The 26,680-nt window shown below is 38.4% G+C and carries 26 protein-coding genes; 8 read left to right on the forward strand and 18 right to left on the reverse strand.

What is annotated here, in order from left to right; genetic code table 11:
* Positions 1-3: 3 nt before the first annotated feature.
* Positions 4-147 carry a T9SS type B sorting domain-containing protein gene (locus ABGT15_RS11830; protein ID WP_367231861.1) on the forward strand — a complete coding sequence of 48 codons (144 nt, stop codon included), beginning with the start codon at positions 4-6 and terminating at the stop codon, positions 145-147.
* Positions 148-405: 258 nt separating this feature from the next.
* On the opposite strand, the gene ABGT15_RS11835 is transcribed toward ABGT15_RS11830, so the two are convergent.
* Positions 406-1,596, reverse strand: coding sequence for a pyridoxal phosphate-dependent aminotransferase (locus ABGT15_RS11835; RefSeq protein WP_367231649.1), 1,191 nt, complete (start codon positions 1,594-1,596; stop codon positions 406-408).
* A 126-nt stretch (positions 1,597-1,722) separates the two neighbouring features.
* On the opposite strand from ABGT15_RS11835, the gene ABGT15_RS11840 reads away from it, so the two are divergent.
* Positions 1,723-3,045 carry a PDZ domain-containing protein gene (locus tag ABGT15_RS11840; RefSeq protein ID WP_367231650.1) on the forward strand — a complete coding sequence of 441 codons (1,323 nt, stop codon included), beginning with the start codon at positions 1,723-1,725 and terminating at the stop codon, positions 3,043-3,045.
* Positions 3,046-3,097: 52 nt separating this feature from the next.
* Here ABGT15_RS11840 and ABGT15_RS11845 read toward each other — a convergent pair whose 3' ends face one another.
* Positions 3,098-3,532: a DUF1573 domain-containing protein gene (locus ABGT15_RS11845; protein ID WP_367231862.1), complete on the reverse strand. Its 435-nt coding sequence runs from the start codon at positions 3,530-3,532 to the stop codon at positions 3,098-3,100.
* Between the two features lie 313 nt (positions 3,533-3,845).
* On the opposite strand from ABGT15_RS11845, the gene ABGT15_RS11850 reads away from it, so the two are divergent.
* Entirely contained in the window at positions 3,846-6,476 is a 2,631-nt protein-coding gene (locus ABGT15_RS11850; protein WP_367231651.1) for a valine--tRNA ligase, read from the forward strand.
* Positions 6,477-6,522: 46 nt separating this feature from the next.
* On the opposite strand, the gene ABGT15_RS11855 is transcribed toward ABGT15_RS11850, so the two are convergent.
* From ABGT15_RS11855 to ABGT15_RS11865, 3 genes are all read right to left on the reverse strand, one after another.
* On the reverse strand, positions 6,523-6,993 hold the full coding sequence (locus ABGT15_RS11855) for a PepSY-like domain-containing protein (protein ID WP_367231652.1): 471 nt from the start codon (positions 6,991-6,993) through the stop codon (positions 6,523-6,525).
* Positions 6,994-7,041: 48 nt separating this feature from the next.
* On the reverse strand, positions 7,042-7,443 hold the full coding sequence (locus tag ABGT15_RS11860) for a hypothetical protein (RefSeq protein ID WP_367231653.1): 402 nt from the start codon (positions 7,441-7,443) through the stop codon (positions 7,042-7,044).
* Positions 7,444-7,524: 81 nt separating this feature from the next.
* Entirely contained in the window at positions 7,525-8,067 is a 543-nt protein-coding gene (locus tag ABGT15_RS11865) for a GNAT family N-acetyltransferase (RefSeq protein ID WP_367231654.1), read from the reverse strand.
* A gap of 116 nt (positions 8,068-8,183) precedes the next feature.
* Here ABGT15_RS11865 and yaaA point away from each other — a divergent pair, with 116 nt between their 5' ends.
* Complete coding sequence (yaaA, locus tag ABGT15_RS11870; protein ID WP_367231655.1) at positions 8,184-8,942, forward strand: peroxide stress protein YaaA; 759 nt, start codon at positions 8,184-8,186, stop codon at positions 8,940-8,942.
* On the opposite strand, the gene ABGT15_RS11875 is transcribed toward yaaA, so the two are convergent.
* From ABGT15_RS11875 to ABGT15_RS11935, 13 genes are all read right to left on the reverse strand, one after another.
* The gene (locus ABGT15_RS11875) at positions 8,943-9,293 is read right to left on the reverse strand and encodes a hypothetical protein (RefSeq protein ID WP_367231656.1); all 351 of its coding nucleotides are present in this window, start codon (positions 9,291-9,293) and stop codon (positions 8,943-8,945) included.
* 146 nt (positions 9,294-9,439) lie between these two features.
* A complete protein-coding gene (locus tag ABGT15_RS11880; protein WP_367231657.1) occupies positions 9,440-9,784 on the reverse strand; it encodes a hypothetical protein in 345 nt (114 codons plus the stop codon).
* Between the two features lie 154 nt (positions 9,785-9,938).
* Positions 9,939-11,516, reverse strand: a complete 1,578-nt coding sequence (locus ABGT15_RS11885; RefSeq protein ID WP_367231658.1) for an MDR family MFS transporter — start codon at positions 11,514-11,516, stop codon at positions 9,939-9,941.
* A gap of 2 nt (positions 11,517-11,518) precedes the next feature.
* Complete coding sequence (locus ABGT15_RS11890) at positions 11,519-12,598, reverse strand: HlyD family secretion protein (RefSeq protein WP_367231659.1); 1,080 nt, start codon at positions 12,596-12,598, stop codon at positions 11,519-11,521.
* A gap of 16 nt (positions 12,599-12,614) precedes the next feature.
* Positions 12,615-13,925 (reverse strand): TolC family protein, encoded by a 1,311-nt coding sequence (locus tag ABGT15_RS11895; protein WP_367231660.1) that lies wholly within the window; start codon positions 13,923-13,925, stop codon positions 12,615-12,617.
* Positions 13,915-14,538: a TetR/AcrR family transcriptional regulator gene (locus tag ABGT15_RS11900; RefSeq protein ID WP_367231661.1), complete on the reverse strand. Its 624-nt coding sequence runs from the start codon at positions 14,536-14,538 to the stop codon at positions 13,915-13,917. The genes ABGT15_RS11895 and ABGT15_RS11900 overlap by 11 nt, the downstream gene beginning before the upstream one ends.
* Before the next feature lie 332 nt (positions 14,539-14,870).
* Positions 14,871-15,632 carry a tryptophan synthase subunit alpha gene (gene trpA, locus ABGT15_RS11905; protein ID WP_367231662.1) on the reverse strand — a complete coding sequence of 254 codons (762 nt, stop codon included), beginning with the start codon at positions 15,630-15,632 and terminating at the stop codon, positions 14,871-14,873.
* A gap of 113 nt (positions 15,633-15,745) precedes the next feature.
* Positions 15,746-16,927 carry a tryptophan synthase subunit beta gene (gene trpB / locus ABGT15_RS11910; protein WP_367231663.1) on the reverse strand — a complete coding sequence of 394 codons (1,182 nt, stop codon included), beginning with the start codon at positions 16,925-16,927 and terminating at the stop codon, positions 15,746-15,748.
* Positions 16,911-17,516 carry a phosphoribosylanthranilate isomerase gene (locus ABGT15_RS11915; RefSeq protein WP_437125366.1) on the reverse strand — a complete coding sequence of 202 codons (606 nt, stop codon included), beginning with the start codon at positions 17,514-17,516 and terminating at the stop codon, positions 16,911-16,913. Before ABGT15_RS11915 ends, trpB begins: the two co-directional genes overlap by 17 nt.
* Positions 17,513-18,304, reverse strand: a complete 792-nt coding sequence (gene trpC, locus ABGT15_RS11920; RefSeq protein WP_367231665.1) for an indole-3-glycerol phosphate synthase TrpC — start codon at positions 18,302-18,304, stop codon at positions 17,513-17,515. The genes ABGT15_RS11915 and trpC overlap by 4 nt, the downstream gene beginning before the upstream one ends.
* Positions 18,305-18,306: 2 nt before the next feature.
* Positions 18,307-19,299: an anthranilate phosphoribosyltransferase gene (gene trpD, locus ABGT15_RS11925; RefSeq protein WP_367231666.1), complete on the reverse strand. Its 993-nt coding sequence runs from the start codon at positions 19,297-19,299 to the stop codon at positions 18,307-18,309.
* Positions 19,300-19,432: 133 nt separating this feature from the next.
* The gene (locus ABGT15_RS11930; protein WP_367231667.1) at positions 19,433-20,002 is read right to left on the reverse strand and encodes an anthranilate synthase component II; all 570 of its coding nucleotides are present in this window, start codon (positions 20,000-20,002) and stop codon (positions 19,433-19,435) included.
* A 10-nt stretch (positions 20,003-20,012) separates the two neighbouring features.
* On the reverse strand, positions 20,013-21,413 hold the full coding sequence (locus ABGT15_RS11935; protein WP_367231668.1) for an anthranilate synthase component I family protein: 1,401 nt from the start codon (positions 21,411-21,413) through the stop codon (positions 20,013-20,015).
* A 455-nt stretch (positions 21,414-21,868) separates the two neighbouring features.
* Here ABGT15_RS11935 and ABGT15_RS11940 point away from each other — a divergent pair, with 455 nt between their 5' ends.
* The 4 genes from ABGT15_RS11940 to ABGT15_RS11955 all read left to right on the forward strand — a co-directional run bounded on the left by ABGT15_RS11940 (position 21,869) and on the right by ABGT15_RS11955 (position 26,667).
* Complete coding sequence (locus ABGT15_RS11940) at positions 21,869-22,258, forward strand: DUF2975 domain-containing protein (protein ID WP_367231669.1); 390 nt, start codon at positions 21,869-21,871, stop codon at positions 22,256-22,258.
* Positions 22,259-22,262: 4 nt separating this feature from the next.
* Positions 22,263-22,469, forward strand: a complete 207-nt coding sequence (locus ABGT15_RS11945) for a helix-turn-helix domain-containing protein (protein ID WP_264542002.1) — start codon at positions 22,263-22,265, stop codon at positions 22,467-22,469.
* Between the two features lie 122 nt (positions 22,470-22,591).
* Entirely contained in the window at positions 22,592-23,473 is an 882-nt protein-coding gene (locus ABGT15_RS11950) for an ABC transporter ATP-binding protein (RefSeq protein WP_367231670.1), read from the forward strand.
* The gene (locus ABGT15_RS11955; protein ID WP_367231671.1) at positions 23,470-26,667 is read left to right on the forward strand and encodes an ABC transporter permease/M1 family aminopeptidase; all 3,198 of its coding nucleotides are present in this window, start codon (positions 23,470-23,472) and stop codon (positions 26,665-26,667) included. The genes ABGT15_RS11950 and ABGT15_RS11955 overlap by 4 nt, the downstream gene beginning before the upstream one ends.
* The last annotated feature ends 13 nt before the right edge of the window (positions 26,668-26,680 follow it).

The raw sequence follows: 26,680 nt of genomic DNA on the forward strand, positions 1-26,680 counted from the left end.
CAGATCACTCCGGCAGGCGGCGGATGGGACGGAACGATGAACGGCCAGTTATTACCATCAACGGATTACTGGTTCACCGTGAAGTTTATTGATCCTACTGATCAGGCAGAAAGAGTATTCAAAGCGCACTTCTCTATGAAACGCTAGAAATTATAAACAGCATTAAAATAAAAAGCCACTCAAACGAGTGGCTTTTTATTTTAATGCTGTTTTTTTACTTTATTATGAAATACCAAAGGTTCTTATAGCCCTGATGGGAGTGGCATCTTTTTGTTCCGTTTTTTTAACGGGACAAAAAATATAACGGACAGCAGGAGCAATTGGTGTGTTGAATTACAAAACATGATGCTCCCAAAAGTAACGGAACAAAAAAGCCTCCAGTTAATTTCTGAAGGCTTCTTTGTTTTAATTGTTGTACGCTTTTAAAGCTTCTTTCAATATTTGAACCGATTTTATTAAATCTTCTTTTTTGAGTACGTATGCGATTCGGACTTCATCCAAACCTACACCCGGTGTGGAGTAGAATCCTGCGGCAGGAGCAACCATAACGGTTTCTCCGTTGAAATCGTATTCTTCTAATAACCATTGGGCAAAATCGTCGGCGTTTTTAACCGGTAACTTAGCGATGCAGTAGAAAGCTCCTTTTGGAGTAGCCACAGTTACACCTTCAATTTTGTTTAACTCAGCAATTAAAGTATCGCGACGGTCTTTGTATTCGGTAATAACATCGTCAAAATATTCCTGTGGTGTGTCCAAAGCTGCTTCACTGGCAATTTGTGCATACGTTGGAGGACTCAAACGGGCTTGTGCAAACTTCATGGCAGTTGCCATCACTTCTTTGTTTTTGGAAACGATGCATCCGATACGGGCTCCGCACATACTGTAACGTTTGGAAACCGAATCAATCATGATGGCATGTTCTTCCAAACCTTCAACATTCATAACCGAATGGTGAGTGTAACCGTCGTAAGCGAATTCGCGATATACTTCATCGGCAATTAGGAACAAGTCGTGTTTTTTAACCAATTCGGCCAATTGAAGAATTTCTTCTTTGGAATATAAATAACCTGTTGGATTTCCAGGGTTGCAAATTAAAATCGCTTTTGTTTTCGGGGTGATTAGTTTTTCGAAATCGGCAATAGGAGGTAATGCAAAACCGGTTTCAATTCCGGAAATTACAGGAACTACTTTTACACCTGAAGCGGTTGAAAAACCATTGTAGTTAGCATAGAAAGGCTCCGGGATGATGATTTCATCACCTTGATCCATAGTGCTTCCCATGGCAAAAAGTAAAGCTTCCGAACCACCTGTTGTAATGATGATATCAGCAGGATTAATCGGTAAGTCGTGTTTTTGGTAATAGGCCGCCAATTTGTTTCTGTAGCTTTCGAAACCTGCAGAATGGCTGTATTCCAAAACTTCGATGTTAGCATTTTTAACCGCATTCAGCGCAACTTCCGGGGTTTTAATATCCGGCTGACCGATGTTTAAATGATATACTTTATGACCTTTCTTTTTGGCCATTTCAGAATACGGAACCAGCTTTCTGATAGGCGATTCCGGCATTTGTTGTCCTTTATTTGAAACTTTTGGCATGGTTTGTTTTTTTGTATTGCAAATTTGCGATTATTTTTAGGATTAATAAAAAATGAATTGTTATTAATTTTTAAAAAATATAGGAAATTCTGTTAGAATGTAGTAATTTTCAGAAAAACATAACACATGAGGATTTTTAGCTTTATCATTATCCTTTTTTTTACATTGACCTCATTGGCTCAAAAAGGTTTTCATTGGGAATCGGATAAGGATAAGATTGTTATACCCTTCACCTTTGTGGATAATCTGATTATTATTCCGCTGGAAGTTAACAATACTAAGCTTAATATGCTGTTGGATTCCGGTTCAGAACCTTCGCTGCTTTTCAGTTTTCCGGAGAATGATTCCATCAGCCTTTACAATACCAGAAAGATTAAAATTAACGGTTTGGGCAATGAAGAAATAGCCGAAGGGATTTTTTCGCATGGGAATTATGCCGGTATTGAAGATGGCGGTTATGTTGACAGAGACTTCGATTTGTTAATTGTTTTGGACGAAAAACTTAACTTTTCTTCCCGAATCGGGATTCCGGTTAACGGGATTTTAGGTTATTCTTTTTTTAAGAACAATATAGTGGATATCGATTATGTCCGAAAAAAGATAACGGTATACAAAGACCGGAAAGTATTGGAGAAAAAGAAGTTGAAATCTTTTGCGAAGTTGCCGATGTCTATTGTAAAGGAACGGCCCTATCTTGCTATCAAGACCAAACTTGATAATAATGAATTCGATTTGAAACTTTTGATTGACACAGGATTAGGCGACGGATTGTGGCTCTTTGAAAACGATTCCATAAAATGTAATGACAAATTTTTCACTGATGTTTTAGGGGAAGGAATCGGAGGAACTGTTATCGGGAAGAAGTCCCGGGTTCAGGAAGTGCAATTTTCGGAGTTTAAAATTAAAGAACCTCTAGTTTCCTATCCGGACGCTGCGTCTTATAGACAGCTGCAAATTGTTAATAACAGAAACGGTTCGATAGGTGGTGCCATTTTAAAACGATTTCATATTTTCTTCGATTTTAAAGGAAATCAGCTTTTTCTGAAAAAGAACATATATTATGATGAACCTTTTAATTACAATATGAGCGGCATAGAGCTGATGCACTCTGGGGTGGAATGGGTAAGAGAAGAAATAAATAGGGACAATACTTCTAAAAATGCTGTAGATGTTAAAGATATTATTTTTGAGAACAGTAAGCTGAAGTATAAGTTTACACTGAAACCGGTTTTTGAGATTGCATCCGTACGAAAAGATTCACCGGCGGAACAAATTGGTTTACAGGTTGGCGACAAGCTTTTAAGAATCAATAAAAAGTCGGTCAGTAATTATTCTAAACAGAAAATAACCGAAATGCTTCAATCGGAAGATGGAAAAACCCTGGAGCTGGAAATCGAACGAAAGGGAGTAAGGAAGAAATTTGAGTTAAGACTGCAAAAACTCCTCTAAATAAAAAAATCCGCTAAGTAGCGGATTTTTATTTTTTTATAAAGTAAAGTTGTTACGATTGCGGACCAACTTTAGCTTTTTCAAGTACATTTTTTTCTTGTTTTACGATAACTTCACCCTTAATACGTAAAGCCACTTTACCGCCTTCTACGTTAACTGCGTTCGACTCAACAGTAATGGTTTTGGAAATTTTTCCAGGGTTCATGTTGTATTTCACATCAATTTTACCTGTTTTACCCGGCATAATCGGTTCAGTCGGTTTAGATGGAACGGTACATCCGCAAGTAGACTGCACATTAGTGATAATCAAAGGAGCATCACCGGTGTTCGTAAACTCGAAAGTTCTGATTCCGTTGTCTGCATCTTTAGATACAGTGCCATAGTCGATAGTGTTATCTTTTGCTTTAAACTCAATTTTAGGGCCTTTTTGAGCATAGGAAGCAACACTGAAAGCTAAAATGGCAACTAATCCTAATAATTTTTTCATCATAGTAAGTTTTAATAGTTCTTGTAAAATTACATTGTTTTAATAAATGAACAAATATTTTAACGCTCTTTTTTTATTTGTCCGTTATCGTTATTTTTGCAGGTAAATTACAAAAAGTGTACCAAAGTTTATTTCATATCAATCTTTTTTTGGAGCGAGTCAACGGCTTGTATCTGTAGTCCTTATACCCGCTGTGCGCACTACGAGGTAGTTGCTTCCATCGGGGCTAAAGAGGATACGAATTGAATTTTTGTAATCTTATTTCGAGTTTAAATAACGATAAACTCTCAAACCTTAAATTTTATAACAAAACATGATACCAGCTCAATTTGAAGCCAAACTTGTAGAAAAAAAATGGTACGACTACTGGATGAAAAACAATTATTTTCATTCCAAGCCGGACCACAGAACACCCTATACCATCGTAATTCCGCCACCAAACGTAACCGGAGTGTTGCATATGGGGCATATGCTAAACAACACGATTCAGGATGTGTTAATTCGTCGTGCCCGTTTAAAAGGATTCAATGCTTGTTGGGTACCAGGAACCGATCACGCATCCATTGCTACCGAAGCAAAAGTGGTAGCCAAATTAAAAGCGGAAGGCATCAACAAAAACGATTTGTCCCGTGAAGAATTCTTAAAGCACGCTTGGGAATGGACTGATAAATATGGTGGAACTATTTTAGAACAATTAAAACAATTAGGTTGTTCTTGCGATTGGGACCGTACCAAATTTACCATGGATCCGGACATGTCGGCTTCTGTAATCCGTTCGTTTGTGGATTTGTATAATAAAGGCATGATTTACCGCGGCTACCGCATGGTAAACTGGGATCCGGAAGCAAAAACCACCTTATCCGACGAAGAAGTAATCTACGAAGAACGACAAGGAAAACTTTATCACTTAAAATACCAGATTGAAGGTTCGAACGAGTTTGTGACTATTGCAACCACGCGTCCGGAAACAATTTTGGGTGATACTGCTATCTGTATTCACCCGGAAGACGAGCGTTACCAGCATCTGAAAGGTAAAAAAGCCATCGTTCCTATTTGCAACCGCGTAATTCCAATCATTTTCGACGAATACGTAGACATGGAATTCGGAACCGGATGTTTGAAAGTTACCCCGGCACACGATGTAAACGATAAGGAACTAGGAGTGAAGCACAATTTGGAAATCATCGATATTTTCAATGAAGATGCTACGTTAAATTCCTTCGGATTGCATTATCAAGGAAAAGACCGTTTTGTAGTTCGTGAAGAAATCTCAAAGGAACTGGAAACTATCGGTGCTTTAGCGAAAGTTGAAAACCATTTAAATAAAGTTGGAACTTCCGAAAGAACCAAAGCGGTAATTGAACCACGTTTATCCGACCAATGGTTCCTGAAAATGGAAGATTTGGTAAAACCGGCCATCAAAGCAGTTTTGGAATCCGACGAAGTAAAATTATATCCATCGCGTTTCAACAATACCTACCGTCACTGGATGGAGAACATCCGCGATTGGAACATTTCCCGTCAGTTATGGTGGGGACAACAAATTCCTGCATACTATTATGGGGAAGGCAAAGAAGATTTTGTAGTAGCGGAAACTCCGGCTGAAGCTTTGGAGTTAGCAAAACAAAAAACTGGAAATACTGCGTTACAAGCTTCTGATTTACGTCAGGATGCTGATGCGTTAGATACTTGGTTTTCTTCTTGGTTATGGCCTATGGCCGTTTTCGGAGGGATCATGAATCCGGAAAATGAAGACTTTAAATATTATTATCCAACCAACGATTTGGTTACCGGACCCGACATTTTGTTCTTCTGGGTGGCCCGTATGATCATTGCTGGTTACGAGTACGCGGATGCCAAGCCATTCAGCAATGTGTATTTGACTGGTTTGGTTCGTGATAAAGAAGGCCGTAAAATGTCTAAGTCTTTAGGAAACTCACCAGATCCGCTAGGTTTGATCGAAAAATTTGGTGCTGATGGAGTTCGTTGTGGTTTGTTGTTAAGTGCTGCGGCCGGAAACGATATTTTATTCGATGAAGAATTGTGCAACCAAGGTAAAGCGTTTGCGAACAAAATCTGGAACGCGTTCCGTTTGATTAAAGGGTGGGAGGTAGCTGATATCGAGCAACCGGAATCGTCTAAAGTGGCGATTGAATGGTACGAAGCGAAATTGCAGAAAACCTTAGCAGAAATTGAAGATAACTTCGATAAATACCGAATTTCCGATGCGTTAATGGCGATTTACAAATTGGTTTGGGATGATTTCTGTTCTTGGTTTTTAGAAATGATCAAGCCGGGTTATCAACAACCAATCGACCGTGCAACATTTAATAAAGCGATTGAAATGTTGGAGGCAAACTTGAAATTGTTGCATCCGTTCATGCCGTTCTTAACGGAAGAAATTTGGCAGTATATTGCTGAGAGAACTCCAGAGCAAGCCTTAATTGTTGCGGAATGGCCAAAGATTTCAACAGCGAATGAAAAACTAATTGCCGATTTTGATTTTGCTACCGATGTAATTTCGGGAATCAGAACCATTAGAAAAGATAAAAACATTCCGTTTAAGGATACTATTGAATTGAAAGTGGTAAATAATGAAGCAGCTTCTGTTTTCTTCGATTCGATTATCAAGAAGTTGGGGAATGTTTCAAATTTGGGCTATGTTTCTGAAAAAGTGGATGGAGCGTTGTCATATCGTGTAAAATCAAACGAATACTTTATTCCGATTACCGGAAATATTGATATCGATGCTGAAATTGCAAAACTGACCGAAGAATTGAATTATACCAAAGGGTTCTTAAAATCAGTTCAGGCTAAACTTTCCAACGAGAAATTCGTAAGTGGAGCACCAGAGAAGGTTATTGAAATGGAGCGCAAAAAAGAAGCCGATGCTTTGGCTAAAATTGCAACAATCGAACAGAGTTTAACAAGTTTGAAAGTTTAAAAAAATAAAAAGCCCCGAGTAATCGGGGCTTTTTTTAAAACGTAAATTAATCGTTTTCTTTTTCGTTTTCCTTCGTTTTCTTTTCAAGGACTTTTCCGTCTGCCGATAATTTTACCTCTAAAACCTCGTTGTCCTTTTTTAGTTTTACTTCGTAAACAATGCCATGGTTTGCTGTTTCAGCTTTTTCGGCTTCATCAATTTTAAAACCTGTAAATTCATTGGCAATTGTCCCACTTACTGATTTGGGCAATTCTACTGCTTTAATTTCAGTTTCGGTTTCCAGCCATTCTCCGGATTTGTCAAATTTGGCAGAATATTTTTTTCCTTTCCAGTCGAAATCGGCTTCATATTCGGAATCATCTTCTATTTCCCATTCTTTTGCGGTGGAAGAAGGAAATTTTAATTTGAAACTACTCAGTACCTCGGCAGGAACTTTATCTTCGGAAATTTTTTGAGCGAAAGCAGTAGCCGCACTTAGGATGAAAGTGCTTAACATCAGTATTATTTTTGTTTTCATAGTTTATAATTGTTTTGTTATTGTACGAACGACTTTAATTCCGGAAAATCAACAAACAATAGGGGGACGAAACTTTCGGGCTGTGAAATCACTGTTGAAAATATTTTTCGCAGTACATTGAATTCTATTTTTCTGTTTCCGGATTATAGGATTCTTGCTGATTGAAAAACTGTAATTTGTTGTAATAAATAATTGAATTATAGTATTTTGTGTTTGAATCGGACGATGTGGTTTTTGATCGTCTCCCTCTTCATGTGTATCGAAAATCCCATCAAAATTCAGTAAATGGTCTGTGATAAAGTCTAATGCATCCATGTCGCAATCTTCTGTCGCTTTGCAATGCGCATACATGGAAGGAAGTTTGGGAAGTATGGAAAAATTGCCCATCGGTAAAATAAAAGTACCGACAGTATAATAGAGAAGTAACGTTATGAAAACCAGTTTCTTCATTTGGGAATCCTAGAAGTCTAAATATACATATAATTTTGATATTCAGCTGTTAAGATTGTAAAAACCCCAAAATCAAGTTTTTTACTGTAAATATTCAGATTTCAGAAGAGAAAACACAACGGAATCTTCCATGAAATTGTTTTTACAATAATGCTGACGCAGTAAACCTTCCTTGCTAAATCCCATTTTGGCAACCAATTTTAAGGAAGCAACATTGTTCGTTCCGATAAAAGCTTCGATACGGTTCAATTTCATAGTGTTGAAGCCGTAAGCAATCACTTCCGAAAGAGCTTCTGTCATGACTCCCTTGCCTTTAAAGCGGTCGTCTTTTAAAGCATATCCGATTTCAGCACGGGCATGTTCCGTGTACCAGGTGTGGAATCCACAGGCGCCAATAATTTCATTTGAACTTTTTTCAATAATTTGAAAGTTGACAAAGGAACGATTGTAAGTTGTTAAGCCTTTTTCGAACTTGTCTTTTTCCTTACTAAAATCCGTTTGCGATTCGAGCCCTAAAAAGGCTATAATATCTGCCTCTGAAAAAGTATTGAAAATAAAGTTGTAAACTTCAGGAGTGAGTTTTCGGAGAAGAAGGTTTTCGGTTGTGATTGTTTCAATGGTCATAGGACTAAAGTACTAAAAATATGAAGTTAAAATTTTATTGAATCCGTCGAATTTATTTTTTCATATAGTGTTTTACTAATCGAATTCGTATTTTTGAAAACCGATAAAAGTAAACCATGAAAATAGTCATTTCTCCAGCTAAATCTTTGGATTTTGAAAAACAATTGCCCATCAGCCAACATTCTGAACTTTGTTTTTTGAAAGAGGCAAATTCGGTACACAAAGTCCTTAAAAAGAAGAAGCCAAAACAGTTGATGGAACTCATGGATATTTCCGATAAACTTGCCGATTTGAACTGGCAGCGCAATCAGGAATGGGCAACCCCGTTTACTCCGGAAAATGCACGTCCGGCGGTTTATGCTTTTAACGGAGATGTTTATATCGGACTGGATGTGTATAATTTACCGGTAGAGAAGCTGGATGTTTTACAATCGAAATTGCGTATTTTATCAGGGTTATACGGGCTTTTGAAGCCTTTAGACCTGATTCAGCCGTATCGTCTGGAAATGGGAACTCAGCTTCCAATTGGGAAAAATAAAAACCTTTATGAATTCTGGAAAGCCAAAATCACCAAAGAGTTAAATAAAGAGTTGAATAAAGAGGATTTGTTTATCAATTTGGCGAGTAATGAATATTTTTCAGCTGTTGATGTAAAAGCGTTGAAAGTTCCTGTAATCACACCGGAATTTAAAGATTACAAAGACGGAAAACTCAAAATGATCAGCTTCTTTGCGAAAAAGGCCAGAGGCATGATGGTGCGTTACATTGTCGATACCAATGCAGAAACCCTCGAAGATTTGAAAGGTTTCAATTGCGAGGGTTATCAATATGATGCGTCTTTATCGAAAGGAAATACGTTGGTTTTTACGCGATAATTAACGTAAATGCAGATATTCATCGTAATCTCGGTGAATTTCTTTGGTTAATTTGTGCTGATCGCGGGAAAGCTCACGCAAAGCTTCAACACCTTTTCTGGCACAGCGTCGCACACGTAACAAACGGTTTGAAAAATCAAGTAATCGTTTGGTGTCGGTAGGGGGCAATTTCTCACGAAGTTCGTTTACCAGTTCATTGAATTCATTCACAACAGAGCTGTTTTCTTCATATTCGGATTGTAAATCCACTAAAAACTCATCAATCTCTTTCTCAATGTCGTGATAGTTGTGCTCACTCTTGATTATAAACTCCTGAAGGACTTTTTTGTCGTTGCGTGTAAAAATACCCATAATGAAGAATTTTAATTAGTTAGTGTAAAATGTTATGAATCAATCAAATGTAATGTTAATTTCATCTTGATTTAACACGGAATAATTAAAAATCGATAAAAAGTAATAATAGGCTGTTTAATTGAAAACAATGCAGGAAAATATCACTAATTAAGGTATTCTTCGTACTCACGAAGTGAGTCTTTGGATAGTTTTCGTTGTTCTTTTGCCAGATTATTCAGGGATTCGATTCCTTTTTTGGCACAATTTTTCATTTTGGAAACCTGTTGAAAATAGGTGTTTAGTTTTTCGAATTCTTCTTTTGAGATTTTACTTTTTAACTCTTCGATGAAAATTGAAAATTCTTCAAGGATAATTTTATTTTCTTCAAAATCATGTTCTAAATCATCTCGCAAATCGGTGATTTCTTTTTCAATATCCTGATGGTATATTTTGTTCTTTTTGCTGATTTCTGCAATGATTTTTTTCTCTTTTTTGTTGAATAAGCCCATTTTTTCTGTTGATTAAGAATAGTAATCGAAAGTAAGAGCTTTCCTTTTTTTATGTGTTAACTTAAGGTTATCAGAATATTACAAAATAAAAGCTCCGAGATTTACACCGGAGCTTTTAAAAATAATGAATAATAAAAATAACTAATTATAAAGTTTAATGAACATTCGACATATCGACTTTTCCGGAGCCTTTTTTAATTAAAAGCATAAACGGAATGCAGACTAGGAACATAATTCCCAGGTATAAAAACACATCCATATACGAAAGCACCGTACTTTGTTTGATGACGGAACCTTCTAAAGCTTTGTGCGCTTTATCCAGCGCTTCACTTGCACTGAAACCTTTCGACATAAACATCATTTGCATTTGTTGAATGCGTTGTTGTACTTCAAGCTTTGTGGTATCCAAATGCGCAATTAAATTCACGCGGTGTTCCTGACCAAAACGGGCAATAAATGTGGTAATAATCGCAATTCCGAAAGAACCGCCCAACTGACGCATCATTCCGGTAAACGCAGCGCCTTCTCCAATTTGTTTTCCTTGCAAGGTGGATAAGGCTAAAGTTGTAATCGGTACAAATAAAAATCCTAAACCGACACCTCGTAAGATAAGCGGCCAAAACATGTGTTCTGCTCCGGTATCCGGCGTCATCACGTTGTGCATCCAGAAGGTAAATCCAAAGAAAATTAAGAATCCTAAGGAAACCAAATAGGCTTGAGGTACACCTTTTTGGATTAGTTTTCCGATGATCGGCATCAGGATCGCGGTGGTGATTGAACTTGGGATCAGTAATAATCCGGTATCTGTGGCCGTCCATCCTAAAATCGATTGGGTGTAAATCGGTACTACAAACGTCGTTCCGTACAAACCGAATCCTAAGATGAAACACATGATGGTTCCGATGCGCAGGTTTTTATCTTTTAACACTCTGAGGTTTACAATCGGATATTGATACGTTAACTGACGCCATATAAAGAATATTAATCCGAAAATCGATAAGACACTCAAGGCTACAATTAAAGGATTTTCAAACCAATCGTCCTGCTGACCGTGTTCCAAAACAAACTGTAACGACCCGATGAACGAAGCCAAAAACACGATTCCCCACCAATCCACCTGATTGGCTTTGAGTTTTTCACCGTATTTAGGACTTTTTACAAACGAAAGCGTCAAAATAGTTGCAATGATTCCCAAAGGAATGTTGATGTAAAAAATGTACGGCCAAGAGAAATTATCTACTAAATAACCTCCAAGTGGTGGTCCTAAAGTAGGTCCAACAATTACTCCCATTCCGTAAATCGCTTGCGCCATTCCTCGCTTGGCAGCTGGATAACTTTCTGTGATAATCGTTTGAGCGGTTACCAAAAGCGCGCCACCACCCATACCCTGAATGAATCGGAAGAAAACCAATTCCCAGATATTGGTCGCATTTCCACACAAAAAGGAAGAAACGGTAAAGATGATAATGGAGGCGGCAAAATAGTTTCGACGTCCAAATTGTTGCGATAACCAGCTGGTCATCGGAATGATGATAACGTTAGCGATGGCGTATGCTGTAATGACCCAGGCAACATCGGTTAGGGTAGCGCCTAAAGTGCCTCGCATATCGTTTAGGGCTACGTTTACAATGGTCGTATCAACAATTTCAAGCAGCGCACAAAGTACGGCCGTTATTGTGATAATGACCCTGCGAAAGCCATATTCTACTAAATCTTCTGCTTGTGTTGTCATGCTTATTGTACGTGTACGTCTACTTCTACGTTCATGCCCGGACGTAATAATTTTACTTTTTCAGTATCGTTATTTGTGGCTAATTTGATTTTAACCGGCAAACGCTGAATGGTTTTTACGAAGTTCCCCGTTGCATTGTCCGGAGGCAAAATCGAAAAGCGGGCTCCGGTAGCAGGTGAGAAGGAGTTTACTTCGCCTTCAAATTCCGTATCGGGATAAGCATCTACGGTTAGCGTTACTTTCTGTCCGGCGCGCATTTTGTTCAATTGGGTTTCTTTGAAATTAGCCACTACCCAAAGATTCGTATTGTTTACGATATAAAACAACGATTGTCCCGGTTGTACCATTTGGCCTTCTTGAATGTCGATGCTGGAAACCTGCCCGTCAATAGAAGCCGTTACCACTGTGTAGCTTAAATTGATTTGGGCTGCTTCCAAAACGGCTTGTGCACGTTTGATGTTTGCCGCAGCCACACCGGTTTGTTTGCTTGCCACTGTGGTTTTTGAAGCAACGGCTTCACGCTGATGAATGTTTGCATTACGCTGTTGCTGCAATACTTCTACTTGTTTCTGAGCTTCTTGTTTCGCTGCTAAGGCTTGTTCGTATTGCTGTTTGGTAATGGAATGATTCTGATATAAATTTGAATAACGTTCAAAATCATTACTGGCTCTTTCCAAACGGATTTTAGCAGCATCAATACTTCCAGCATTGGATTGAATAGTTGCATTGGAGATTGAAATGTTTGCAGCAGTTGCACCAACATCGGCTTTAGAAACTTCAAAGGAGTTTTCTGCAGCGGCTAAAGCGGCTTTGGCTTCTTCCACTTTTACTAAATAATCTTTGTTGTCGATTACAAAAAGCGTGTCGCCTTTTTTAACGAAATCGTTGTCTTTTACATAAACTTTGGCCACATAACCGGAAACTCTCGGGATGATTGGGCTCATGTTTCCTTCAATTTGAGCATCGTCGGTTTCTTCGTGTGCTTGCGCATGTAAGTATTTAAAAGTTCCGTAAACAGCCCCAAGAATTACTAAACTGCTGATTACGAAGATGAATTTTTTATTGGATGGTTTCTTTTCCATGACTAAAGAAATTTGATTAGTTTTTTGTTAATGATGCGGTTAGTTTTCCGCCGGCTGCCAATACTTCATATTGTTTCTGAACAATATCGGCTTTGGAATAGGCTTCGTTGATTTTGGATTGCAGTTGTTGTACATCGGCGTCAAGCAAATCGTTGGTATCGGCCAGACCGTTGTCGTACTTGTCTTTTACGATGCGGTAATTTTCGTTGGCTTGTTCCACGGCTTGTTGGTAAACGTTGTTTTGTTTCTGGGCTAAAAGATAGTTTTCGTTAGCGGTTTGCATCTGGACTTTTGCCTTGTCGGTCATGATGTCAAGCGATTGTTCAGCTTCTTTGGCTTTGCTTTTGGCTGTTTTTACTTCTTTTCCGTTTTTGAAGATGGAAGTAAGATCGTACGACAATCCCACACCGAAATTCATGGCGTTGGTCACGGTCATTACGTTTTGTAAATCCAAAGCGATGTAACCGCCCATTAAGTTTAAAGACGGATAATAATTCCCTTTTGCGATTTTAACGTTGGCTTCGGCTGCTTTTTGTTGCGAGCGAATGGCGCTTAAATCGTTTCTAAGGGAAATATCATTTGAAGTGGTACTCATTTCTGATTTTTGGGCAAAAAGGGCAGAATTCGGCGTTATTTGTGTTTCTTCGGGTAATTTTAAGAGTGTTGCCAGTTGAAAGTTGATGATGTTGCTGTTTTTTCTCGCATCTTCCAAGGCAATCTGATAATTAGAAACCTGTAATTGTGCTTTCAGTAAATCGTTTCTCGCAATCAAACCGTTTTGTTCCATCGCCTTGAAATCTTTTACGCGTTGTTCGGCACGTTTGATGTTTTCCTGAATCAGTTTTTCACTTTCCTGAGCTTTGTATAAGCTTACATACAATTTCACCGTTTCCAGAGCAAGTTGTTCTTTGGTGTCTTTAGCATGGAATTGTTCGGCTTCTAATAAACTTTCAGAAGCTTTGATACTGCTCTGAATTTTAAATCCGGCAAATAACGGAACAGAGGCAGTTGCATTTCCCAACATAAGCTGGTTCACTTTTGGAGCACTTCCGCCATCGGAATTCCCGCCAAGTTTGAAATCGACATCGGCGTTGGTCAGGCGTTGGTACTGTCCGCTAATTTTTAAATCAGGGTATTGTTTGTTTTTTACGGTTTGCATCTCAAATTCCTTGGTGGCAACTTTGGTGTCGGCCAATTTGGATTCGGTACTTTGTGTAACTGCAAGTTGAATAGCTTCTTCGAGCGAAAGGTTTTTCTTTTCCTGGGCAGAAACAGAAAAAGCTCCCAACAGGAACAAGATTCCCAACCTTAGTGAATTACTTGTCATAGGTTAAAAGGGCTTTAATGGTTTGTTTGATGTGTAGGGTAAGTTCTGAGGTAACGTAATTGTCGATGTCTTCCTGAGAATTCAAATTCAGGATTTCTTTAAAAAACGGTTTGTTCATCTGAAAATGAAAATACGTTCCCATGATGGTAGTAGGAATCAAAATGGTATTTACGTCTTTTCTGAAAACGCCTTTCTCCTGACCTTCCAAAATGATGCTTTTCAAAATGTCCAGATTGTGTTTTTTCATTTCGTTGAAAGCATCGCAATTGATGATGCGTTTGCCTGATGAAATTTCGAAATGAATGATCTGGTACATGCCCTTGTTTGCATTAATCCGTTTGATGTACAATTCGATTAACCGATCGATTTTTTCAAGAGGGGTTAAGTCTTCGCGATACAGATTTTCCATTTGCAAACGCATGCTTGAAATTCTGTAAATGATAAGTGCTTCCAACAGCTTTTCTTTCGATCCGAAATAATACGAAATCATCGCAATGTTGATGTTGGCACTTTTGGCAATATCGCGCACCGAAGTTCCGTCATAACCGTGCTCGGCAAATAGCTTTTCGGCGGTCTGTAAAATTTCAATTTGCTTATCGTTAAAATCAGTCATTTTAATTTGATTTTAAATTCGTGCATAAAATTAAACACTTGTTTAAATTAAACGTTTGTTTAAATTGTTTTTAACCTTTTTTTAACAATTGTGTTTTGGTGTTTTTTTGGTGAATTTCAGGTTGGAGTAGGTGGGTGGTTTTTTAAAGAAACAGTTGTTGGTTTGATTAAAAAACCCTAACTTTATGGTGTTGAATTTTGGAGGATTTATTTCTGAAGTTCAATGGAGGAAAAAGGCTGTTTTTAATGCTAAAAGCAGCCTTTTTTAGTATATAAATAAAATCTATTGTTGTTATTTAAAATATTGTTTTCCAGTTGTTTATATGTTTTTATTTAAACTATTTGTTTGATAAAATTTTGAATACTTGAAATTTCGTTATTTTTGATAAAATTCACGAAAGAACTGCCAATAATCGCTCCTTTTTGATGCTCGGTTGCCTGTAAAAAAGTCTCCCGATTTGAAATTCCGAAACCGACGATTTGAGGGTTTTTCAGGTTCATTTTTGCTACGGTTTCGAAGTAGTTTTTTTGTGTTTTTCCAAACGATTTTTGACTCCCTGTGGTACTCGAACTACTCACCATATAGATAAAGCTATCGCTGATTTTGTCAATTTTTCGGATGCGTTCTTCGGAAGTTTGTGGGGTAATTAAGCAGATGTTTTTGAGGTTGTAACGGTCAAAAATGGCTTTAAAATCCTGTTCGAAAACAGCCAAAGGAAGGTCTGGAATGATGAGTCCTTCGATACCGATTTGAGCACATTTTTGACAAAAATCTTCTACTCCAAACTGTAAAATCGGGTTAAAATAGCCCATAATTAAGAGCGGAATTTTGACTGTTTTCCGGATGTTTTCGAGCTGCTTGAAAAGCAATTTTGTGGTCATTCCGTTCTCTAAAGCCAGGGTAGAACTCTGCTGAATTATTGGTCCATCGGCTAACGGATCACTGAAAGGCAAGCCGATTTCTATCATGTCTACACCGCTTTTTTCGAGCTCCTCAATGATGGAAACCGTGTCGTTTAAGTTGGGAAATCCGGCTGTAAAATAGATGGAAAGCAGCTTCTTTTTTTCTTGTAATTTGATGTTGATTCGGTTCATTTTTTAGTGTTTTGTGCTTGCGTTAGGGATGGAAATGGCATCCTTTTTTGTGGCTTTTTCAGACGCAAAAAAGATAAAATGTACAGCCCGACCCTTGTGGTAACGCCCATAAATTAATACTTAAAATAGTCGATATAGGTGTTCAGATCTTTGTCGCCGCGACCCGATAAATTGATGACTACGATGTCGTTTTTTTGAAACTTTTTCTCCTCTAAAACCGCCAATGCATGCGAACTTTCAATGGCCGGGATGATGCCTTCCGTCTTGCATAATTGTAAGCCGGCGCTCATAGCCTGATCATCAGTAATAGCCATAAAATCAGCTCTTTTGGTATGGTTTAGATGGGCGTGAAGCGGACCAACGCCGGGATAATCCAAACCTGCGGAAATTGAGTAAGGTTCGGTGATTTGACCGTCTTCCGACTGCATCAAAAGGGTTTTACTTCCATGAATAATCCCGATCTTACCCAGTACAGAAGTCGCAGCGCTTTCCCCTGAATTCACCCCTTTTCCAGCAGCTTCCACAGCAATTAGCTTAACGTTTTCTTCGTCTAAAAAGTGATAAAAAGCGCCGGCAGCATTGCTTCCGCCACCCACACAGGCTATCACATAATCCGGGTTATCGCGACCTTCTTTTTCCAATAGTTGCTGTTTAATTTCCTCAGAGATAATGCTTTGGAAACGCGCTACCATATCGGGATACGGATGTGGTCCAACTACCGAACCGATGATGTAAAACGTATCGGTCGGGTTGTTGATCCAATCTCTAATCGCTTCATTAGTAGCATCTTTCAGGGTTTTGGAACCGGATGTTGCCGGACGGACTTCTGCTCCTAACATTTTCATGCGGGCTACATTGGGGGCTTGACGCTTGATGTCGACTTCTCCCATATAAACGATGCATTGCAAACCCATTAAGGCACAGACGGTTGCTGTGGCTACGCCGTGTTGTCCCGCCCCGGTTTCGGCAATGATTCTGGTTTTTCCTAAGCGTTTTGCCAGCAGGATTTGCCCTATGGTATTGTTGATTTTATGGGCTCCCGTATGACATAAATCTTCACGTTTTAAATAAATTTTAGTGTTGTATTTTGCAGATAAACGTTCTGCGAAATAGAGCGGTGTTGGTCGTCCGACATAGTCTTTTAGGAGTTGTTGGAACTCGTCTTGAAAGCTTTTGGTTTTGGTAATTTCTAGATATTGCAGACGTAATTCTTCTACGTTCGGATAGAGCATTTCAGGGATAAAAGCACCTCCAAATTCGCCGTAAAATCCTTGACTGTTAACATGATAGTTCATTTTGTAGTTGTTTTAATAGTTGTGTATTTTTTAAACCCGGTTCGATTTCGAATTTGCTGTTGACATCGAGGGCATGAATCGGTAAATTCAGTTGTTTGATTTTGTTAATTGCTTCTAAACCAATGCCTCCGCTTAAAAAGAAAGGCTTTTGGGAAGGATAGTTTTTTAAGATGTCCCAGTTGAAAGCTGTTCCGTTGCCACCGTGATGTTTTCCTTTGGTGTCGAACAGGAAATAATCACAAACGGGTTCATATGCTGTAAGTGCTTTGAAATCAAAGGAATCGTCAACTGAAAAAGCTTTTATGATTTTTATATCAATAAGTTGAAACAGTTTACAGAATTCCGATGTTTCATTGCCGTGCAATTGAATGATTTGTAAATTGAACTGACGTATTTTACCTAGAATATCATCCAAATAGGCATCGACAAAAACGCCTACTTTTTGAGTGGATTTAGGCAGAATTGGTAGTTCTCCATTAAAAAAGCGAGGCGATTTTTCATAGAAAATGAATCCTAAATAATCAGGTTGAAGTGCTGCAACTTCCTGAATGTTAGTAGGATGTTTCATTCCGCAGATTTTCAATTTCATGATTTCACAAGTATTGTGTTAATGAATTCTGCTGAGGCTTTACCGGGATTTTCGGTTTTCATGAAATGTTCTCCGATTAAAAAGCCTTGATAACCAAAGGGTTGAAGTTCTTTTATCGCTTCGGAGGAACTTATGCCGCTTTCGGAAACTTTTACGAATTCATCCGGAATGTGCTGGGCGAGTTGTTTGCTGTATTCCAAACTGACTTCGAAGGTTTTTAAGTTGCGGTTGTTCACGCCAATCATGTCCAAACTTGGCATAATCGATTTCTCAAGTTCTTCACGGTTATGGACTTCCAATAAAACTTCAAGTCCTAATGAATGCGCAAATTCCGAAAGCTGTTTGATTTCTTCACGGGTTAAAACGGCTGCAATCAGTAAGATAACATCGGCTCCGTGAGCTTTGGCTTCCAAAATCTGGTATTCGTCGATGATGAATTCTTTGCGTAACAGAGGAACATTTACCGAAGCTTTTGCTAACAATAAATCATCCAAAGAACCACCAAAATATTTCCCATCGGTTAACACGGAAATCCCTGAAACTCCCGCGTTTTGATAGCCGATAACGACTTCTTCTACTGAATATGAATTGTTTATGACCGATTTTGAAGGCGAACGGCGCTTGTGCTCGGCAATAATTCCAATTGCATTGTTTCGTAAATTTTTGCTCAGCGAATAGGTTCTACTCCCGAATACTGCGGAGTTTTCCAGCTGACTAAATGAAATTAGCTGTTTTTTGAGTTCGACTTCTCGTTTTTTATCGACGATGATTTTATCTAATATGGTCATGATTATTTGCTTAGTTGTTGTAGTTTTTTTAATTTTTTAAGTGCTTTTCCGCTTAACAAGCTTTCTTTTGCCAGTTCAAATCCTTCTTTTGGATTCAGGTTTTTTACGGTAGCGATAGCCATTCCCGCATTGGCACAAACTACATCGTTTTGGGCTTTTGTTCCTTTTCCGTTAAGGATATCCATAAAAATTTTTGCTGATTCTTCAATTGTTGTTCCGCCTTGAATATCGCCTTGATTTAAAATATTTACCCCGAAATCTTCTGGTTTTAACATGCCTTCAATGGCTGTGGAAATTGTCTTAGTATTTCCGGTTAGGGAAATCTCATCGTAGCCATCCAAGCTGTGTAAAATCGTAAAATTGGTTGTGGTGTTTTGATAGAGATAAGCGTACATTCTTGCCAATTCCAAACTAAAAACCCCAACTAATTGATGCTTCGGAAAACTCGGATTTACCATTGGACCTAACATATTGAAGAACGTTTTGACCGCCAGTTCTTTACGGATGGGAGCGACATTTTTCATGGCAGGGTGGAAGAGTGGCGCGTGTAAGATACAAATTCCGGCATCTTCAATCGATTTGTTTAAAAATTCCGGATCATTACTGAACTTAACTCCCAAACTTTCCATCACATTGCTCGATCCAGAAATCGAGGAAACGCCATAATTTCCGTGTTTCGCCACTTGAATTCCGGCTCCCGCCGTTACAAAGGATGCCAATGTGGAAATGTTGAAGGTGTCTTTACCATCGCCTCCGGTTCCGCACAAATCAATGGTGTCGTAATCGGATAAATCGATGGCAATGCACAATTCCAATAAAGCTTCACGAAATCCTGCAAGTTCCTCAATGGTAATGCTTCGCATCATATATACCGTTAAAAAGCTTGCTATTTGACTTGGATTGTACAGTCCGTTGGAAATGTTTTTGAGCGCGTTTTTCGCTTCTTCTTTGGTAAGCGTTTCGTGCTGGATTAATCGGTTTAATATTGCTTTCATTTTTTGTGCTTTAAGCCTTTAGCAGTTAGCTATTAGCTGTTTTGTGATACGTTAAATTTGAGATGCAAAGCCCTTGGCCAGTAAATTTTACTACCCTAAATAGTTGTCTAAAATGTTGATTGCTAAAAGCTAATTAGCTATTTACCCAATTCTCAAGAATCTTCTTCCCATTGGGGGTAAGAACGCTTTCCGGATGGTATTGTACGCCACGAACATCGTAAGTTTTATGGCGAAACGACATGATTTCACCGTTGTCATCCACAGAAGTGATTTCTAAAACTTCAGGAAAATTTTCATTGGAAACGACCCACGAGTGATAGCGCCCAACTTCAATTTCATCGGCTAAATCTTTAAAAAGGATTTCATCGGGAACGGTGATTTTGACTTGGGTTGCCACACCATGATACACTTTTTCCAGATTGATCAAACTTCCGCCGAAAACTTCCCCAATCGCTTGCTGGCCAAGACAAACGCCGAGTATGCTTTTGGTAGGTGCATAGGTTTTGATGACTTCTTTGAGTAAGCCTGCTTCATCAGGAATTCCCGGACCTGGAGATAGCAAAATCTTGTCAAATGGTTTTATTTCATCAATAAAGAACTCATCGTTGCGAAATACCGTGACTTCACAATTCAAATCTTCCAGATAATGAACCAGATTGTAGGTGAAACTGTCGTAATTGTCTATAACTAATATCTTTTTCATGGTTCTGGTTTTAAATGCTTTCGGCTAATTCTAACGCTTTGTTTAAGGCTCCTAATTTATTGTACACTTCTTGTGTTTCGCTTTCTTCACAGGAATTGATTGTAATTCCGGCTCCTGCCTGATAATGCAATTGATGGTTTTTGCTCAAAAATGTGCGTATCATGATTGCATGGTTAAAATTACCATCAAAATCCATAAAACCAATAGCGCCGCCGTAGAAATTTCGGTTGGTGTTTTCGATGGTTTCGATCAGTTGTAATGCTTTGTGTTTAGGGGCGCCTGATAAAGTTCCCGCTGGAAACGTATCAGCAACTACTTGTATTGTGGAAACTTTTTCGTGTAATTGCCCACTGACTTTGGAAACCAAATGAATCACATGGGAAAAGAACTGGACTTCTCGGTATTTTTCAACTTCCACCTGATTGCCGTTGCGACTTAAATCGTTGCGGGCCAAATCTACCAGCATGACGTGTTCGCTGTTTTCTTTCGGATCTTCGGCTAATTGCTTGGCTAGTAAGGCGTCTAGCTCGTCGTTTCCGGTTCTTTTGAAGGTTCCAGCGATGGGATGGATTTCGGCTTTTCGATTTTTAATGACCAATTGTGCTTCGGGTGAAGAACCCATAATCTTAAAGTTTCCATAATCGAAAAAGAACAGATAAGGAGATGGGTTGATGCTGCGCAAAGCACGATATACATTGAATTCGTCGCCTTTAAAGCCTTGGGTAAATCTTCGGGACAAAACCAATTGGAAGACGTCACCACGTTGACAGTGTTTTTTGGCCAGACTGACATTGGCTTTAAAATCCTCGTCTGATAAATTGGAAATCGAATCACTGTCTTTGGCAAAGAAATAGGAAGCAAAGTTCTTCGACTGGATTAATTGCTCGATTTCATTAATATTATTTTGATTGTCAAGGCTGTGGCAGAAAATATACGCTTCGTTTTTGAAATGATTGATTGCGATAATGTTCTGATACACGGCATAATATAAATCTGGAATCTGTAAATCTGTGGTTTTCTTTTCGATGTTTACTTTTTCAAAATAACGAACGGCATCATAACTGGTAAACCCAAATAAACCGTTGGTGATAAATTTAAAATTGTTCTTGTCGGTTTCAAATCGCGAAGTAAATTCCTGAACGCCTTCTACAACTTCTTTTGGGTTTTCAATACGTTTGTTTGTTAGCGTTCCGTCGGGTAATGTTGTAGTGAGGATTTCGTTTTCCAGCTTGATACTTGCCGTTGGGTTGCAGCAGATATATGAAAAACTGTTCTCATTACTGTGAAAATCATTGCTTTCCAGTAAAAGGCTGTTCGGGAATTTGTCGCGAATTTTTAAATAAATGCTTACCGGCGTGATGGTGTCGGCAAGGATTTGTTTGTGATGGGTATGTAGTTTATATTTTTGCATGATCTTTGAGTTCTGGAAATAAAAAAAGGCTTGTCGTGATTGACAAGCCTTTTATCTATGTTGGTTTTAAAAATACAGATAGGAGGATTCGCTCACGATTTTCGACGTAAGTTATTCCACCACCAAGTATTGTTTAAAATGTTGTTCATTTTGTGTTTTTTCTACGGTACAAAGTTATAGAAATGATTTTCGAATACGCAAACTTTTTTTGAAAATATTTCTCGTCTCAAAATAGGTGGTTTTTTATAATTATAAAAAAATGATAATAAATTATTGTTTTACGATAATTTATTATTACATTTGTCTTGTTGAATTTAAATTAGGAATCCATGAAATCAGTCCGGATTATTGCTTCTTTTTTGTTTGTGCTCGTACGAATTGTCGCTTTGTTTTATTTGATAACGGCATTTTATACTTTGATTAATTGCCTGTTTGAAGGTCCTTTTTTTGAGAAAATGGAACAGAACAGGTTCGCTATTAACATTCCGTTTACCACACAACATTTTTTGCTGGGTTCGGAATACACCCTTGTATATGTGTTGGAAATGGTTTTGGGTTTAGCACTTTACGGTTTGTTCTTTTGGGTGCTGAGTAATGTCTTCAAAACCTTTAAACAAGAACGATTGTTTACAAAAGACGGATTAAAGAATTTAAAGCAGTTTTATCAGTTCAATTTGTTGTTGTATCCGGTATTGGCGATAGTTTGGTCGCTTTTTAGTGTGGAAGATTTTCCTTTTATTGCCATGATTGTAGCGCATGCGATAATGGGAGTTTTTATCTTTTTTATGGCCGCTATTTTTCAACAGGGTGTAAACCTTCAAAACGAACAAGACTTATATATATAGAACCATGCCAATTGTAGTAAATGTAGATGTGATGCTGGCCAAGCGTAAAATGCAGTCGAAGGAATTGGCAGAAATACTGGGGATAACCCCGGCAAATTTGTCGATTCTCAAAACCGGAAAAGCTAAAGGTATACGTTTTGACACGCTTGAAGCGATTTGCAAGGCTTTGGATTGTCAGCCCGGTGATGTTTTGGAATACATCAGCGAATAAATAGCATCTTTTTTTAACGAATGAAAGTATCGGTTTTTTGACCGACAGGGTTTCTTTTGTCTCAATCTTCAGAAAATCAAAATTCATATAAATCAGTCAATAATCATCAACAATCAATCAAAATGAACAGTTTAATCATCAAAAACATCCAAAAAACGTATAAAAATGGAGTAAAAGCAATTGACGATGTTTCGCTTGAAATCAACAACGGAATGTTTGGTTTGTTAGGCCCTAACGGAGCCGGAAAATCGTCCTTAATGCGTACCATAGTTGGCTTGCAATCGGCAGACAAAGGTCAAATTTTGTTTAATGAAGTCAATGTCTTGGAAAATCCGGATTTCATTAAAAAGCAACTCGGTTTTTTACCACAGGATTTCGGCGTATATCCTAAAGTTTCGGCTTACGATTTACTCAATCATCTGGCTGTTTTAAAAGGAGTTACCATTTCTGGAGAACGAAAAGACCAAATTCTTTCAGTGCTTGAAAAAGTTAATTTGTTTGCGCATCGCAAAAAAGAAGTGCATACGTTTTCCGGTGGAATGCGCCAGCGTTTTGGAGTGGCTCAGGCCTTATTGGGCAATCCGAAAATTATTATTGTAGACGAACCGACCGCAGGGCTGGATCCAGAAGAGCGCAACCGTTTCAACAGTCTCTTGAGTGAAATAGGGGAAGACCGCATCGTTATTTTATCGACGCATTTGGTGGAAGATGTCCGTAATATGTGTTCAAAAATGGCGATTATGAACCAAGGGGAAGTACTTTTACAGGGCAATCCAATGGATTTGATTCAGTCCTTGGAAGGGAAAATCTGGAGAAAACAAATCCAAAAAGAAGAATTAACCCATTTTAAAAGCGACTATTCGGTCATTTCCTCACAGTTTACATCCGGTAAAATGAATATTCATGTGTTTTCGGAATCCCGTCTGCCTGATTTTCAAGAAGTAAGCCCTACTCTGGAAGATGTATATTTTAATATGTTGAACCAAAAATTAGTAGCGTTATGAAAACAGTTTTTTGGTTTGATGTTCAAGGATATTTTAAAAACTGGGGCTTCTACGCCGTACTGCTCCTGATCATCATTTTCGGTATTTTCGGAGGACAAAACGCCCGATTTTCAGTAAGTGAAAATGTGTTCTACAATTCGTCGTATCAAGTGGGGTTTATCACGGCTTTTATCAGCTTGACTGCGATATTTTTCGGTACGCTTTTTACGGCGCAATTGGCTATTAAAGAGATTGACAGTCGTTTTGAACAGATTTATTTCAGTACTCCACTTTTAAAAAGGCAATTTTTGTCCGGCCGATTTGCTTCGGTGTTGATAATGAGTTGTTTGTGCACAATTCTTTTGACAGTTAGTTTCTTTATCGGACAGTCAGCAAATGCGCAATCCATGGAAAGTGGCGTCTTTAATGTGTTGTATTATCTGGTTCCAATGCTCTGTTTCACAGTGATAAATACCATTTTTGTTACAGCTGTTTTATGCGTTGTCGCTTGGTTTTCCAAAAGTAAAATGCCAATTTATGTAAGCGGCCTGTTGCTCTATATTCTTTATATGGTAGCGATGTTGTTTTCGAGTTCGCCTTTTATGGCGCAGAGTTTGCCGCAATCGGAAGAAACGAAATTTGTTTCGGGGATTTTCGACCCTTTTGGAATGTCTGCTTTTTTCAATCAAACGGCACAATGGACTGTAGCACAACGAAATACTGAGGTAATAGGATTCGACGGTATTTTTATTTGGAACCGATTAGGCATCCTTATGCTTTCGATGTTGTTGCTTTATACAGCCTTCAGAACGTATTCGTTTTCGAAAAAAGCTAAGGTAAAAAAAGTAATTTTTAAGATAGAAGATGAAAAATGTGACGATGTTGTTCCCTTTCAATTTACTGCTGTAGAAGAAGGTTTAAAATCGGAATACAAAGCCCTTTTATCTTTTGTGAAAATCAACCTGATTTATATTTTTAAAAGTATTCCGTTTGTGCTGATTGTTTTGGCTTTGCTCTTTGCCGTTGGGATGGAAATGTATGCGGAAATTGAAAAAGGCATTCGGATTCCGCAGAAATATGCCTCTTCCGGTTTGATGGCTTCAACAATCATTCAGAATTTTTATGTGCTGGGTGTCATGGTTGTGCTTTTTTATACACATGATATTTTCTGGCGCAGTAAAAACGTGAATTTTAATCTGATTGAAAACAGCACGCCGAACAGAAAAACACAATTTTGGGCTCATTGGATTACTTTGCTGATTCTAGTCTTAACATTTAGTGTCATTTTGATATTTGAAGGAATTCTTTTTCAGTATTTGTATGATTATCCCGTTATTGAAATAGGTATTTATGTAAAAATTTTATGGTTTGTTTCTTTGCCATTATTTGTGTTAAGCGGTTTTTTACTGGTCATTCAAAAGCTTGTAAACCAGAAGTATGTAGCTTTAGGGATAGCAGCTTTGTTTGCATTCGTTATGGCAACGCCCGTAGGAAGAAAGATTGTCACGCTCCCGCTTTTCAAATTCCTGTACAGCATCAACTTTGATTACAGCGATATGAACGGTTTTGGAAGTTATGAGGCCGCATTTGGGTATCGATTGCTGTTCGGATTTATCCTTTTGACCCTTACGCTCTATTCCATCCATTTGAGAAAAGCTCAGTTTAGAAAAATGTATGTGTATCTGACCTTTGTTTTGCTCTCAATCGGTGGTTATGTGTTGGGAATCAGAGTGATGAAAGAGTATCAGCCCAAAAATGAAGCTATAGCATTGCAGGTTCAAGCCGAATATGAAAAACAGTTCAGAAGCCTGCAAAATCTTCCGCAGCCAACGATTGTTGCTGTGAAAACTTTCGTCGATTTGTATCCGGACGAAAACCGTTACACCATTGAAGGAACTTATGTGCTCGAAAATAAAACCCAATCGGAAATCCGTACGATATTGGTCAGTTTTGCCGATGGTTTTACGATTGAAAACGCAAATTTTCAATTGGAAGAGAGTGGGCAATCCGTAGAAAAACAGCATCAGATCGTACACTTAAAACAACCCATGGAACCGAACGCCAAAGCGAAATTTAGGTTCAGAATCAGGTATCAGTGGCAACCGGTAAATGGTCATGAATCGTTTAATGCGATTGTTGAAAATGGTTCGTTTATGCGTATAAGCCGCTATTATCCGCAATTTGGGTACAATTCCGATAATGAAATCCAGGAAGAGTCCATCCGAAAACAATTTCAGTTAGGTGTGAAAACACAGCCAATCGCTTTCAATGCGCCAAAATCGCCTAACAATGATTTTATCGATCTGGATATGACTATCGCAACGTCTTTTAATCAGGAAGCTATCGGAATGGGAGAACTAGTAAAAAAGTGGAAAGCGAACAACAAAAGTTTTTTTCAGTATCGCGTCAAGCAAATTCCGTTTCGTTTTGCGGTTTCTTCAGCGGAATATGCAGTTAAAAAAGAGCACTATAAAGGCAAAAACTTTGAGATTTATTATCATCCGTCGCATTTCGAAAATGTGGAGCATTTGCTCAAAAATGCCAAGTTAACGATGGAGTATTGCGAAGAAAATTTCGGACCTTATCCTTTTAAAACTATTCGTTTTGCAGAGGTTTCGGGTTTTACCAAAGGTTTTGCTGCAACCGCCTATCCGGCAACCATTTACATGACCGAAGACTTGATTTTTCACAGCAATATCAAAGCCGATGAACAGCAGGATGTAATTAATGAACTGGCTGGGCACGAACTGGCACATTTGTGGTGGGGCGGTAATCAGATTCACCCGGACAACCGCCATGGTGCGAGCATGCTTACGGAAACATTGGCGATGTACACTGAAATGATGTTGCTTAAAAAAATGTACGGAAAAGAAGAAATGCTGAAGCGTGTGCAAATGCATCTCGATATTTATAACAATGAGAAAGGATTTTCAAAAGAAATGCCTTTGTATCAGGTGAAACCGGATGACAGACACCTTTCATATTCCAAAGGAACGGTTGTGATGTATCTGCTCAGTGAAATGATAGGGGAAGAAAAAGTAAATCTGGCTTTGAAGAGGTTTTTGCAATCCAACAAGTATCCAAATCCGAAACCAATAACTCCAGATCTCATTCATGAGTTTTATAAAGTTTCCGATAAAAAGCAGCATACAGCCATTAAAGCGCTGTTTACAGAAGTTTTGCCTTTAAATGATGCGGATTTAAAAGGTAAGTAATAAAAAAAGCCTG

Origin of the sequence: Flavobacterium enshiense, assembly GCF_040750275.1 — a bacterium.
Classification (GTDB): domain Bacteria; phylum Bacteroidota; class Bacteroidia; order Flavobacteriales; family Flavobacteriaceae; genus Flavobacterium; species Flavobacterium enshiense_B.

Bases quoted from the DNA above. Each gene is read 5' to 3' on its own strand.
- ABGT15_RS11835 (WP_367231649.1), bottom strand. From the start codon at position 1,596: ATGCCAAAAGTTTCAAATAAAGGACAACAAATGCCGGAATCGCCTATC.
- ABGT15_RS11840 (WP_367231650.1), top strand. From the start codon at position 1,723: ATGAGGATTTTTAGCTTTATCATTATCCTTTTTTTTACATTGACCTCA.
- ABGT15_RS11845 (WP_367231862.1), bottom strand. From the start codon at position 3,532: ATGAAAAAATTATTAGGATTAGTTGCCATTTTAGCTTTCAGTGTTGCT.
- ABGT15_RS11850 (WP_367231651.1), top strand. From the start codon at position 3,846: ATGATACCAGCTCAATTTGAAGCCAAACTTGTAGAAAAAAAATGGTAC.
- ABGT15_RS11855 (WP_367231652.1), bottom strand. From the start codon at position 6,993: ATGAAAACAAAAATAATACTGATGTTAAGCACTTTCATCCTAAGTGCG.
- ABGT15_RS11860 (WP_367231653.1), bottom strand. From the start codon at position 7,443: ATGAAGAAACTGGTTTTCATAACGTTACTTCTCTATTATACTGTCGGT.
- ABGT15_RS11865 (WP_367231654.1), bottom strand. From the start codon at position 8,067: ATGACCATTGAAACAATCACAACCGAAAACCTTCTTCTCCGAAAACTC.
- yaaA (WP_367231655.1), top strand. From the start codon at position 8,184: ATGAAAATAGTCATTTCTCCAGCTAAATCTTTGGATTTTGAAAAACAA.
- ABGT15_RS11875 (WP_367231656.1), bottom strand. From the start codon at position 9,293: ATGGGTATTTTTACACGCAACGACAAAAAAGTCCTTCAGGAGTTTATA.
- ABGT15_RS11880 (WP_367231657.1), bottom strand. From the start codon at position 9,784: ATGGGCTTATTCAACAAAAAAGAGAAAAAAATCATTGCAGAAATCAGC.
- ABGT15_RS11885 (WP_367231658.1), bottom strand. From the start codon at position 11,516: ATGACAACACAAGCAGAAGATTTAGTAGAATATGGCTTTCGCAGGGTC.
- ABGT15_RS11890 (WP_367231659.1), bottom strand. From the start codon at position 12,598: ATGGAAAAGAAACCATCCAATAAAAAATTCATCTTCGTAATCAGCAGT.
- ABGT15_RS11895 (WP_367231660.1), bottom strand. From the start codon at position 13,925: ATGACAAGTAATTCACTAAGGTTGGGAATCTTGTTCCTGTTGGGAGCT.
- ABGT15_RS11900 (WP_367231661.1), bottom strand. From the start codon at position 14,538: ATGACTGATTTTAACGATAAGCAAATTGAAATTTTACAGACCGCCGAA.
- trpA (WP_367231662.1), bottom strand. From the start codon at position 15,632: ATGAACCGAATCAACATCAAATTACAAGAAAAAAAGAAGCTGCTTTCC.
- trpB (WP_367231663.1), bottom strand. From the start codon at position 16,927: ATGAACTATCATGTTAACAGTCAAGGATTTTACGGCGAATTTGGAGGT.
- ABGT15_RS11915 (WP_437125366.1), bottom strand. From the start codon at position 17,516: ATGAAATTGAAAATCTGCGGAATGAAACATCCTACTAACATTCAGGAA.
- trpC (WP_367231665.1), bottom strand. From the start codon at position 18,304: ATGACCATATTAGATAAAATCATCGTCGATAAAAAACGAGAAGTCGAA.
- trpD (WP_367231666.1), bottom strand. From the start codon at position 19,299: ATGAAAGCAATATTAAACCGATTAATCCAGCACGAAACGCTTACCAAA.
- ABGT15_RS11930 (WP_367231667.1), bottom strand. From the start codon at position 20,002: ATGAAAAAGATATTAGTTATAGACAATTACGACAGTTTCACCTACAAT.
- ABGT15_RS11935 (WP_367231668.1), bottom strand. From the start codon at position 21,413: ATGCAAAAATATAAACTACATACCCATCACAAACAAATCCTTGCCGAC.
- ABGT15_RS11940 (WP_367231669.1), top strand. From the start codon at position 21,869: ATGGAACAGAACAGGTTCGCTATTAACATTCCGTTTACCACACAACAT.
- ABGT15_RS11945 (WP_264542002.1), top strand. From the start codon at position 22,263: ATGCCAATTGTAGTAAATGTAGATGTGATGCTGGCCAAGCGTAAAATG.
- ABGT15_RS11950 (WP_367231670.1), top strand. From the start codon at position 22,592: ATGAACAGTTTAATCATCAAAAACATCCAAAAAACGTATAAAAATGGA.
- ABGT15_RS11955 (WP_367231671.1), top strand. From the start codon at position 23,470: ATGAAAACAGTTTTTTGGTTTGATGTTCAAGGATATTTTAAAAACTGG.